Consider the following 12168-nt stretch of genomic DNA (forward strand, 5'->3'; position numbering starts at 1 on the left):
CTCTCATATCTGGAAATGCTTGACCAGGGTATTGAGTTCGGTGGCCAGGTGGGCCAGGGACTGCGAGGCGGCGGTGGTCTGGTGCGAGCCTTCGGAAGACTGGATCGACAACTCGCGGATATTCAGCAGGTTGCGATCCACCGAGCGGGCGACATGGGCCTGTTCGTCGGCGGCGGTGGTGATAACCAGGTTGCGGTTATTGATTTCGTCATTCGCCTCGACGATTTCCGCCAACGCGGTCTTGGCCGCTTCGGCGAGCTCCAGGGTCTGCCGGGTCATGTTGCTGCTGTTGTGCATGCCACTCACGGCAGTGGCGGTACCGGTCTGGATGCTGCCGATCATCTCCTCGATTTCCCGGGTCGACTGCGCGGTCCGATGGGCCAGGGCCCGTACTTCATCCGCCACCACCGCAAAGCCACGACCGGCCTCACCGGCGCGCGCCGCTTCAATGGCGGCATTGAGCGCCAGCAGGTTGGTCTGCTCGGCGATGGTACGAATCACATCGAGGACCTTGCCGATGCCCTGGGCCTGAGCCGCCAGACCGCCGATCTGCTCGGAGCTGACCTCGACGCCACGGGTCAGCGCGACAATCGCCGTCACCGCCTCGACCATCCGCTGCTGCCCCTTCAGTGCAATGGTCCGGGACTCCTGGGACAGGTCCGATGTGGACGAGGCGTTCCTGGCCACCTCTTCAATGGCGCTGGTCATCTCGGTCACCGCGGTGGCGGCCTGTTCGATTTCCCCATGCTGCTGTTGCAGGTCACGACTGCCCTCGGCCGTCACCGCGTTCAACTCTTCGGCCGCCGAGGCCAGTTGGGTCGATGAATGGGTGATCTGCTTGAGGGTGGTGAGCAGGCTGCCCTGCATCACCGCCAGGGCCGCGAGCAAGCGACTGGCTTCGTCGTTGCCGGCCGGATTGATCGGTTGCGTCAGGTCACCCTTGGCGATGGTTTCCGCAACCTGCACCGCCTCGATAATCGGTACGGTAATACTGCGAGTCAGCAGCCAGGCCACCAGCACGGTGCCGATACCCACCAGCAGAATCACCAGGCCGATGCCCGCCACCGCGCTGTCATAGGTGCTGGCCGACTGTTTGCCGGCCAGCTCCGCGCCCTGGTTGGCATGCTCGATCAGGTCATCGAGGTTCTTGGTCATCTGTTCATAGGACTCACGGATGGTCGAGAGGTAGGTGTTGGCACCGGCCTTGTCCCCCAGCCGCGACAGCCTGAGCAATTCGAGGTGATTCTTGGCATAGGCTTCCAGGCTGCGGTTGAAGGCGTCCAGCCGCCCTTTGTCGTCTCCGCTGGTCAACAAGCCCGCGTAGATCGACATCTGCTCATGCACGCTTTGCAAGCGCCCGGCCGATTTGTCCTCGTAGACTTTCATGTCCGCGGCACTGGAAGACAGGATATGGGCCATGGAGCCCAGGCGGTAACGGTCCAGCGACGCATTCGCCGATGCCAGCACCCGCACCCGCTGCAGCCAGTTGTTCTGGATATCGGCGGCCTGGGCCTGCACGTCGCGAATCTGCTTCAACGCGAACAGCCCCAGGAACACACTGAGCAAGGCGATGGCGGCAAAACCGATAAACGCTCGGGGTGCAATCCGGATATTTCTCAACAACATGGGCGGGATCTCGCATTGAACGGGGACGGAAGACAGCAGGCCGCGGCAGGATAGCAGGCGATCCCGGCCATAAGGCTATCGGCTTGGTTGCGATTTTCTGTAGGTAGGCCTACCAGCGGGCACAGAGTAGGAAAAAAACCGCAGAATTGATAAGATTGCTCCTTTTAGGTGGCCAGTCATTCCTGCGAACCGTCGCCCTCTCCACACCCGAACCGGATCCATTGCATGACAACCAGCCCGCTACAGGCCGCAGAAAAAATTCTTCTGGTTGCTCCGCACCGCCTAGGCGATACCCTGTTCGCAACACCCGGAATCCGTGCACTGCGCCTTGCAAAACTGCATGCCCGAATAGATGTTGTCACGTTATCAGCCCTGTCCCATGAGCTGCTGTCGAAAAATACCTGCATCGATACACTCTACCGTGCGGAAGAACAGCCTATCGAGCAACTGGCCGCCGGATATGATGTCATCTTGCCCCTGCAAAATATCAACCACGTCGTCGAATACCTGGGAGACATTCCGCGCGTCCTGATGCCCCCGCGTTATGCCGGTGCGTTTCATTATTCGGAAAACTTCTATCGATTCCTGATTCAGCAGATGCCGAACGTGGCGCAATTTCCATTGGGGCCTTATGAGCTCAATACGAATGCCCAGGACGAATCGCAGGCCGATTTACTGTTGAGCCCCATTCCAGCCGCCCCACAGCCGTTTATCCTGGCCTTGCACATGGGCTGCCATCAGATTTCGAAAAAAGGTCAGCGGATCCTGTACAAGCTGTTTCCTTTCCTGATGGCAAAAGATACTCGCAGCTGGTCCTTCAAGCGCTTTGATCAACTGATCCAACGCCTGATAAAAGAACACCCTGCTGTGCATATCGTACTCACCGGCTCCCCCAGCGAAGCCTTCGCGGCCGACGCGCTGACCGCCAACCCGAACATCCTGAATCTCATCGGCAAAACCAATGTCGGCCAACTCGCGGCGGTGCTCAAGCGCTGTGACTTGCTCCTGACCGGTGATACCGGCCCGATGCATGTGGCCTGTGCAATGGAACGACCGATGGTCCTACTCTGCGGAAAAACCGATCCGGCGCATACTGGTCCTTATCCCGCAAACACCCATCACAGCATTATTCAAAAAGACGGGATGGACAATATTTCGGTGGACGAGGTCTATCAGGCTGTTGTGCGCTATTTACCGGAGACACCGACGCAACAGGATTCAGCGCCCATCACCTCGGCAGTGGCCTGAGGTTCTGATCGATAACGCAACAAGGGCCTGAAAAGGCCCTTGTCGTTTATATCTCGCTCAGCGCTTGAGCTTGCGCTTGTTGCGATACTGGTCGATGACCACCGCGACCACGATGATCAGCCCCTTGATGATGTCCTGGATATAGGCGTCGACCCCGACAAAGGTGAAGCCGCTGGCCATGACCCCAAGGATCAGCGCGCCGATCACCGTGCCGGTAATGCGCCCCACCCCACCCGCCAGGCTGGTACCGCCAATCACCGCCGCCGCAATCGCGTCCAGTTCGTAGGACATGCCCATACCCGCCTGCCCGGTGGCGGCCCGTGCCGAAGCGACCACCCCGGCCAGTCCCGACAAGAGCCCGGCGATGCTGTAGACGATCACCAGATGACGCTTGACGTTGATCCCGGAAGTGCGCGCCGCCTGCATGTTGCCGCCGATGGCGTAGGTGTACTTGCCGTACTTGGTGTAGCGCAGGGCGATGTGGAAGATCAGCGCCACCACCAGGAAAATGATCACCGGCATCGCGCCGTGGCCGATGGCCGTATAGGAATCCGAGAGCATGCTCACCGGCTGGCCTTCGGTGTAGTAACGCGCCAGGCCCCGGGCCGAGACCATCATGCCGAGGGTGGCAATAAAGGGCGGAATCCCGGTCAGGGCAATGATGCTGCCGTTGATCGCCCCCGCCAGCAGCCCTACCCCGAGCCCGACAATGACCGGGATCCACACCGGCAGGTCGGTCAGCGACGGAAACACCGCCCGGGCGAAGTCCGAGGTCTGCGCCAGGCTCGCGGCAATCATCGCCGAGAGTGCCAGCACCGAGCCCGACGACAGGTCGATGCCGGTGGTGATAATGACCTGGGTGACCCCGATCGCCAGCAGGCCGATGATCGACACCTGCAGGATCATCAGCACCAACCGCTGGGAGTTCATCAGGAAACTCTGGTCACGGACGATCCAGCCGAACAGTTCGAAGACCAGGCCGATGCCGATCAGTACCAGGAAGATGCTCAGTTCGGTGGGAAGGCGCCGGCGACTCTTGACCGGCACCGTTGCAGGCTTGTTTTCCAGTATCACGTTCATAACCACTCACCCTTCTATCGCGTTACCGGCGCGGAGCACCGCCGCCGGCCTCTGTTCGTTGAACAACTAGTGAACCGCGGTCATCCCGGAGGCCAGTTGCATGACCCGCTCCTGGGTCGCCTCGCCACGGTCGAGGGTGCCCATCAGGTCGCCCTCGTGCATGACCATCACCCGGTCGCTCATGCCGAGCACTTCCGGCAGCTCCGAGGAAATCATGATCACCGCCATGCCTTCGCTGGCGAGGTAGGCGATCAACCGGTAGATCTCGGCCTTGGCGCCGACATCGATGCCCCGGGTCGGCTCGTCGAGAATCAGGATCCGCGGGTTGGTCATCAGCCAACGGGCGAGCAAGGCCTTTTGCTGATTGCCTCCGGACAAGGTGTCGATGCACTGCTCCAGGGACGGGGTTTTCACCCGCAGCTTCTTGCACATTTCCTCACACAGGGCGCGCAAGGCTTTCTGCTGGATAAAGCCGTTACCGCTGACGTAATGCGGCAGCACGGCCATTTCCATGTTTTCCATGACCGAGAGGCACGGGAACAGGCCACTGAGCTTGCGGTCCTCGGTGAGCAGGGCAAAACCCTTCTCGATCGCCAGGTGCGGGTCGCTGATCCGCACCGGCAGGCCGTCGAGGCGGATTTCCCCGCCATCGCTGGGGGTGATGCCGAACAACGCTTCGGCGACATTGGTCCTGCCCGAGCCCATCAACCCGGCAATGCCGAGGATCTCACCGGCATGCAGGTCGAACGACACCCCTTTGAAGATGCCATCCAGACGCAGGTCGCGCACCGACAGCAGCAGATCGCCGATGGGCTTTTCGCGCACCGGGAACAACTGGCTCAGTTCACGCCCGACCATCATCGAGATCAGGCTGTCGCCGTCCATGCTGTCGGCCCGCTGCAGGCCGATATAGGCACCGTCGCGGAATACCGCCACTTCATCGGCGATGGCGAACACTTCGTTCATTTTGTGGGTGATGTAGATGATGCCCTTACCCTGGGACTTGAGGTCGGCAATGATCGAGAACAGGTGGGCGACTTCCTTGTCGGTGATGGCCGAGGTCGGTTCATCCATGATCAGGATGTCGGAGTCGTAGGACACCGCCTTGGCGATCTCGACCATCTGCCGTTCGGCGATGCTCAGGTTGCCGACATATTCTTCCGGGTCGAGGTTGATGCGCAGCCGTTCCAGCAGTTTCGCCGTGCAGCGGTGCATTTCCCGGTGGTCGATCATATGGAAGCCGTTGAGCTGCTCGCGGCCGATCCAGATGTTCTCGGCGACGCTCATGTGCGGCATCAGGTTGAGTTCCTGGTGGATCATCGCGATCCCGGACTGCAAGGCCGCCAGCGGCGTGTCGAAGACCACCGGCTTGCCGCGCAGGCGCAGCTCACCAGCGTCCGGCTGGTAGATGCCGGCGATGATTTTCATCAGGGTGGATTTGCCGGCACCGTTCTCGCCCATCAGGGCCAGCACCGACCCCGGGCGGACCCGCAGTTGTACATCGGACAGCGCCACTACCCCGGGAAAACCCTTGCTGACGTTGACAATCTCCAGCAGGTACGGCTCATCGACAGGTAGGGCGGTTGGCTGGATACCCACCAGCGGGTTGCTCGAAGCAGTCGCTGAAGCGAACATGATCAGGTACTCCATCAGCAAGGCGAGCAGTGCGACCTTGCTTGTTTATTGTTGTTATTGAACGGACTGACTATTTGAACTGAGCAACGTTTTGCGGAGTGATCAGGCGATACGGCACCCACACCGCCTGTTCGACCGGCTCATGCTTGGCCATCTTCACCGCGGCGTCGAGGGAACCGACCGCCTGGCCCTTGGCATCCTGGAACACCGAGACCGTCATATCGCCTTTTGTCACCGCACGCAGGCCATCGGGGGTACCGTCGACACCGGCAATCAGTACACTACCCTTTTTCACCCCGGCCTGCTCCAGCGCCATGGACGCGCCGATGGCCATCTCGTCGTTGTTGGCGACCACGGCATCGAATTTGCGGCCCTGGGTCAGCCAGTCGTTGACCAGGGTCATGCCTTTGTCCCGCGACCAGGTACCGGTCTGCTCCTGCTCGACCTTGATGTTCGGGTACTTGGCCAGGACGTCCTTGACGCCCTTGGTACGGTTGGTGGTGGAGTTGTTGGCGAGGTCACCGAGGAGGATCACGATGTCGCCCTTGCCGTTCATTTTCTCGGCGAGGTACTGCATCTGCATCTGCCCGGCTTCGAGGTCGTTGGAAGCGACGGTGGTCACGCCCTTGGGCAGGTTCAGATCATCCGGCCGGCGGTTGACGTAGACCAGGGGAATCCCCGCCTTGACCGCCGCATCGGTGATTTTCCTGGTGGCGGCAGTGTCCACCGGGTTGACGATGATGGCGTCGACCTTCTGGCTGACGAAGCTTTCCACCTGGCTCAGTTGCTTGACCACATCGCCACGGGCGTCTTCGAACTGCAGTTTCACACCGTCGGGCATGGACTTGGCTTTCTGGTCCATGGATTCACGCAGGTAGGTCAGCCAGGTGTCATCGAACTGCGACATGCTCACGCCAATCTTCATGTCGGCGAAGGCGGCACCGCTGGCGAGCATCAGGGACAAGGCAAGGGAAGTGAAACGGATCTTGGTTTTCATGAAAAGTCTTTCTCCACATTCTTGTTGGTTTTATGGATCAAACGTGACTCTTTCAGTGACCGGCAAGCGAACGATCGTCAGCAGTCGACAACCTGAAATTGACTTTATTGGAAAATAATTTCCATATCAATCTGTTTTAGAAATTTATTTTCTTTTTCATCTTTGGGCCTTACTGGCAAAGCTCGCGGGCGACGCGCTCAAGCATCATCCGGTTCGATTCGTTGCCTTAGCCGTAGAAGTGCGGGCGTTCCGGCAGCCCGATCCGGACAATCGCCCCGCTGCCCTGGGCTTCGATGCAGGCATCCGCCGCCACCGCCGCCGCCAGGCCGTCCCACGCCGACGGGCCGCCGACCTGACCGGCACGCACGCCATCGATAAACGCCTGCAGCTCGACGTCATAGGCGGCGATAAAGCGGTCTTTCCAATCCATCAGGATCGCGTTGGAGAGTTTGGCACCGCTGCGCAGTTGCACTTGCGAGGGCTCCGGCAACCTGGCAATGCCGGTTTCGCCGACCACTTCGCACTGGATGTCATAGCCGTACTGGCAGTTGACGAAGACCTCGACGTCGATCCGCGTACCCCGGGCGGTTTCCAGCAGGACGATCTGCGGGTCCTTCAGGTGGGCATGGGCCTTGCTGGTCTTGCGCGGGAACACCACCTGCACCGACACGTAGTCATCGGCCAGCAGCCAGCGCAGCACGTCCAGCTCATGGATCAGGGTGTCGGTGATGGCCATGTCGGTCTTGTAATTCTCGCCCACGGTCGGGTTGCGATGGGCGCAATGCAGCATCAACGGCTCGCCGATCTGGCCGCTGTCGATCACCGCCTTGAGGGCGCGGTAACCTTCATCGTAGGGACGCATGAAACCGACCTGCACCAGGCGCTTGCCGTGGGCCACTTCGGCGGCGACGATCTTGCGGCAGCCTTCGGCGGTGACCGCCAGCGGCTTCTCGCAGAACACCGGCTTGCCGGCCGCAATCGCCGCCAGCACGAATTCCTCGTGGCTCGGCCCCCAGGAGGTGACCAGGATCGCCTCGACTTCCGGCGCCTTGATCAGCGTATGACCGTCCAGGTAAACCTCGGCGGTCAGTCGCAGGTCGGCGACCACCTTGGCCGCCTGCTGCAGGTTGATGTCGGTCACCGCCACCACCTGGCTGTTGAGCAGGGTCTTGCTGCAACGACGAATGTGATCCTGACCGATGGCACCGGTGCCGATGACACCTAGCTTTAAAGACATGGGAAAACTCCTGTTGGCGTATTTGTTGTTCGGTGCAAGGGCTCAGTACTGACGCGCCTTGGCCAGTTGCTCATTAAGGTTTTTGGCCACGGCATCGGTGCGCGCGCTGGTGGAGACTTGCGCCACGCCGACCCGCCACCAGGACAGGTATTTGTGAATCATGGTCTTGGGCAGGACCTTGATATCGATTAGCGTCGACACCGTCTGCAACCGCGCATCGGCCAGGGCCGCCTGCAACTGCTCGATCGTGCTGACCTTGTAGGTCTTGCAACCGTAGGCCGCCGCGCTCATGGCAAAGTCCACCGGGACAAAGTCGCCGTCGAGCTTGCCGGTGGCCGGATCGCGGAAACGGAACTCGGTGCCGAAGCTGTCCATGCCGTGTTCCATCTGCAGGTTATTGATGCAGCCGAAGGTCATGTTGTCGAGCAGGATCACGTTGATCTTGCGCCGCTCCTGGATCGAGGTAACCAGCTCCGAATGCAGCATCATGTAGGAGCCGTCGCCGACCAGCGCATAGACCTCCCGCGCCGGTTCCGCGAGTTTCACCCCGAGGGCGGCATTGACCTCGTAGCCCATGCAGGAATAGCCGTATTCGACGTGGTAGGTGTTCACGCCCTTGCTGCGCCAACTGCGTTGCAGGTCTCCGGGCAGGCTGCCGGCCGCCGCGACGATCACCGCGTCATCGGCCAGGGTTTCGTTCAACACACCGAGCACCCGGCTCTGGGTCAGGCAGGAACCGGTCAGCTCGATAAACTCGCGCAGCACCGCCGGGTCCATGTGGTCGTTGATTTCCGGGACGAAATCCTTGGCCTGGTATTCGACCTGATAGACCCGGTCGACCTCCTCGTCCAACTGGGCCTTGGCCTGGCGTATTTGCTCGCCCCAACCGGCGCGGTAATCACCCAGCGCCTCGCCCAACGCTTGCAACGCTGAGCGGGCATCGGCCAGCACCTGCACGCCATCGAGTTTCAGGGCATCGCAAGGGCTGACATTGAGGTTGAGGAACTGCACCTCGGGATGCTGGAACAGCCATTTCGACGCGGTGGTGAAGTCCGAGTAGCGGGTGCCGATGCCGATGATCAGGTCGGCTTCCTTGGCCAGCAGGTTGGCCGCCAGGCAGCCGGTTTCACCGATGCCGCCGACGTTCAGCGGATGGCTGGAGACCACCGCGCTCTTGCCGGCCTGGGTCTCGGCGAAAGGAATGTCGAAGCGTTCGGCAAAGGCTTGCAACGCCGCATTCGCCCCGGAATACCGAACCCCGCCACCACAGATGATCAGCGGTTTGCGCTTGCCCTTGAGCAGCGCCACGGCGTCGCCGAGCATGGCCTCGGTGGCCGGACGGCGGTCGATGCGGTGCACGCGCTTTTGCAGGAAATAATCGGGGTAGTCATAGGCTTCGGCCTGGACGTCCTGGGGCAAGGCCAGGGTTACCGCGCCGGTTTCCGCAGGATCAGTGAGTACCCGCATGGCGTGGATCGCCGCGCTCATCAACTGTTCCGGACGATTGATGCGGTCCCAGTATTTGCTGACGGCCTTGAACGCATCGTTGGTGCTGATGCTCAGGTCGTGGAACTGTTCGATCTGTTGCAGCACCGGGTCCGGCTGGCGGCTGGCATAGACATCGCCGGGCAGCAGCAGCAAGGGAATACGGTTGGCGGTCGCCGTCGCGGCGGCGGTGAGCATATTCGCCGCGCCGGGGCCGACCGACGAGGTGCAGGCGTAGATTTTCCGCCGCAGGTGCTGCTTGGCAAAGCCGATGGCCGCATGGGCCATGCCCTGCTCGTTGCGGCCCTGGTGGACCACCAGGTCGCCGCTGTCCTGCTCCAGGGCCTGACCGAGGCCGAGCACATTGCCGTGGCCGAAGATGGTGAAGACCCCGGCGACAAACTTGCTTTGCACCCCATCGACCTCGACGTACTGGTTATCGAGGAATTTCACCAGCGCCTGGGCCATGGTCAGTCGGGTCGTGGTCATGCTTGCACCGCCAATGCCTGTTGAAGATGGACCATGCTCGCGCCCAGGGCCTGCTGGATATCCGCCCGCCCATGCACGCTTTCGGCAAAGGGTTCGAACGACAGGTAGCCGTTGTAACCGCTGCTGCGCAAGGCTTCGATCTGCGCCGCGTTGCCGAGGATATCGGCCTCGCCCACCAGCACCCGATGGCCGTCACGGATGGTCGCCAGCGGAGCTTGCGCGTCCTCGACCCCGGAGATATGCACCAGGCCGGTCAGCTCGGGGAAGTATTCCTGTTCGCCGGCCAGGTGATGATGAAAGGTGTCATGCACCAGGCGGAACACATCCAGCCCGCCAATCGCCTTGATCGCCTCCACCGCCGTGCGCTTGCGCCGCAATGCGCACTCTTCGAAACCCAGGGGTTCGATAAAACCGAGAATCCCGTACTCACGCAGAATCGGCGCCAGTTCGCTCAAGGCCGTACGCAACCCGGCGTTGCGTTGTGCTTCCGAGCGTGGATCGTCGCGATCATTGAACGGGCACATCACCAGGCCCTCGGCCCCGCAATCACGGGCATAGGCCGCCAGCGCCAGGGTCTGCGCACGGCGCTCGGCATTCCAGACATCAAAGGGGTACAGGGCGTTGATCGACAGCACCTTGATGCCGTGGGCCGCGCACAACTCGCGGACCCGCACGGCCGGTGTGCCATCTTCGATCTCGACACCCATGAGATCGTTGCGGATCTCGATGGCATCGGCCTTCAGGGCCACCGCCAGTTCAATGAATTGCGGCAGTGACAAACGTGGGGCAACCATACGGTTCAGGGCGAAACGCAGGGGCTGGTTCATTATTCTTGTTCTCCGCGGACAAAGATGAAGATCGCCTACTTGGCGGTGGGCATGCTGAATTCAGGGCCTTTGGCGATGCTGTCCGGCCAGCGCTGCATCACGCTCTTGTACCGGCTGTAGAAACGCAGGCCTTCGTCGCCGTAGGCATGGTGGTCGCCGAACAACGAGCGCTTCCAGCCGCCGAACGAGTGCCAGGCCATGGGCACCGGGATCGGTACGTTGATGCCGACCATGCCGACCTTGATGCTGCGGGCAAAGGAGCGGGCAATCCCGCCGTCACTGGTGAAACAGGACACGCCATTGCCGAACTCGTGGGCATTGATCAACGCCACGGCGCTGGCAAAGTCCGACACCCGCACGATCCCCAGCACCGGGCCGAAGATTTCCTGCTGGTAGATGCTCATTTCGGTGGTGACGTTGTCGAACAGCGTGGCGCCGACGAAGAAGCCGTTTTCCGCACCCGGCACCTTGAAGCCGCGACCGTCGACAATCAGCCGCGCGCCCTGGGCCACGCCCTCGCCGATAAAGCCTTCGACCTTGGCCTTGTGTTCGGCGGTCACCAGCGGCCCCATGTCGCTGTCGCCCTGCATGCCGTTGCCGATCTTCAGTTGATCGATACGCGGCAGCAGTCGGGCAATCAGCTCATCGCCGACCTCGCCCACCGCCACGGCAATCGAGATCGCCATGCAGCGTTCGCCGGCCGAACCGTAGGCGGCGCCGATCAAGGCATCGGCGGCCTGGTCCAGGTCGGCGTCGGGCATCACGATCATATGGTTCTTCGCCCCGCCCAGGGCCTGGACCCGCTTGCCCCGCGCCGTGGCCTGCTGGTGGATGTACTCGGCAATCGGCGTCGAGCCGACAAAGGAAATGGCCTCGATATCCGGGTGCTGGAGCAAGGCGTCGACCGCCAGTTTGTCGCCCTGCACCACATTGAATACGCCGTCCGGCAGGCCGGCTTCGGTCAACAGACGGGCCATCAACAGACTGGCCGACGGGTCGCGCTCGGAGGGTTTGAGGATAAAGCAGTTACCGGTGACCAGTGCCAGCGGGATCATCCACAACGGCACCATCACCGGGAAGTTGAACGGCGTGACCCCAGCGCAGACGCCCAGGGGCTGGCGCAGGTTCCAGTTGTCGATGCCACCGCCGATATTGTCGCTGAAATCGGTTTTCAGCAGATTCGGCGCGCCGCAGGCGTATTCGACGATCTCGATACCCCGGGTGACTTCACCCTTGGCGTCGGAAAACACCTTGCCATGTTCCCGGCAGATGATTTCGGCGAGTTCATCGTGATGTTTATCCAGCAGTTCCTTGAACTTGAACATTACCCGCGAGCGGCGCAGGGACGACTGCTCGGACCAGGCCGGGAACGCCTTCAAGGCACTGGCGACGGCGTCATCGACGGTCTGCTGGCTGGCCAGCCCGACCCGCGCCTGCACGCTGCCGGTGGCCGGATTGAAGACATTGCTGAAACGCTCGCTACCGCTGTCGCGCACCTGGCCGTTGATGTAATGGCCTAAAACCGGAGCCTCACTCATTATTTT

9 protein-coding genes are annotated in these 12168 nt (G+C 61.4%); 1 reads left to right on the top strand and 8 read right to left on the bottom strand.

The window, feature by feature from the left end:
• Nucleotides 1-3: 3 nt before the first annotated feature.
• The gene (locus M5C71_RS15750; protein WP_248768197.1) at nucleotides 4-1626 is read right to left on the bottom strand and encodes a methyl-accepting chemotaxis protein; all 1623 of its coding nucleotides are present in this window, start codon (nucleotides 1624-1626) and stop codon (nucleotides 4-6) included.
• Nucleotides 1627-1851: 225 nt separating this feature from the next.
• On the opposite strand from M5C71_RS15750, the gene M5C71_RS15755 reads away from it, so the two are divergent.
• Nucleotides 1852-2874 carry a glycosyltransferase family 9 protein gene (locus M5C71_RS15755; RefSeq protein WP_248768198.1) on the top strand — a complete coding sequence of 341 codons (1023 nt, stop codon included), beginning with the start codon at nucleotides 1852-1854 and terminating at the stop codon, nucleotides 2872-2874.
• 57 nt (nucleotides 2875-2931) lie between these two features.
• Here the strand turns inward: M5C71_RS15755 and M5C71_RS15760 are convergent, their stop codons facing one another.
• From M5C71_RS15760 to M5C71_RS15790, 7 genes are all read right to left on the bottom strand, one after another.
• Nucleotides 2932-3954 (bottom strand): ABC transporter permease, encoded by a 1023-nt coding sequence (locus M5C71_RS15760; protein ID WP_100941611.1) that lies wholly within the window; start codon nucleotides 3952-3954, stop codon nucleotides 2932-2934.
• Nucleotides 3955-4020: 66 nt separating this feature from the next.
• Nucleotides 4021-5589, bottom strand: a complete 1569-nt coding sequence (locus M5C71_RS15765; protein WP_248768199.1) for a sugar ABC transporter ATP-binding protein — start codon at nucleotides 5587-5589, stop codon at nucleotides 4021-4023.
• Nucleotides 5590-5659: 70 nt separating this feature from the next.
• Entirely contained in the window at nucleotides 5660-6586 is a 927-nt protein-coding gene (locus M5C71_RS15770) for a sugar ABC transporter substrate-binding protein (protein ID WP_248768200.1), read from the bottom strand.
• 226 nt (nucleotides 6587-6812) lie between these two features.
• Complete coding sequence (locus tag M5C71_RS15775) at nucleotides 6813-7823, bottom strand: Gfo/Idh/MocA family oxidoreductase (protein WP_248768201.1); 1011 nt, start codon at nucleotides 7821-7823, stop codon at nucleotides 6813-6815.
• A 42-nt stretch (nucleotides 7824-7865) separates the two neighbouring features.
• Entirely contained in the window at nucleotides 7866-9797 is a 1932-nt protein-coding gene (gene iolD, locus M5C71_RS15780) for a 3D-(3,5/4)-trihydroxycyclohexane-1,2-dione acylhydrolase (decyclizing) (protein ID WP_248768202.1), read from the bottom strand.
• Nucleotides 9794-10624 carry a TIM barrel protein gene (locus M5C71_RS15785; RefSeq protein ID WP_103498321.1) on the bottom strand — a complete coding sequence of 277 codons (831 nt, stop codon included), beginning with the start codon at nucleotides 10622-10624 and terminating at the stop codon, nucleotides 9794-9796. Before M5C71_RS15785 ends, iolD begins: the two co-directional genes overlap by 4 nt.
• A 35-nt stretch (nucleotides 10625-10659) precedes the next feature.
• The gene (locus tag M5C71_RS15790; protein ID WP_248747707.1) at nucleotides 10660-12162 is read right to left on the bottom strand and encodes a CoA-acylating methylmalonate-semialdehyde dehydrogenase; all 1503 of its coding nucleotides are present in this window, start codon (nucleotides 12160-12162) and stop codon (nucleotides 10660-10662) included.
• Nucleotides 12163-12168: the final 6 nt, after the last annotated feature.

It is taken from the genome of Pseudomonas sp. MWU12-2345, assembly GCF_023242385.1.
In the GTDB taxonomy this organism is placed as follows: domain Bacteria; phylum Pseudomonadota; class Gammaproteobacteria; order Pseudomonadales; family Pseudomonadaceae; genus Aquipseudomonas; species Aquipseudomonas gingeri_D.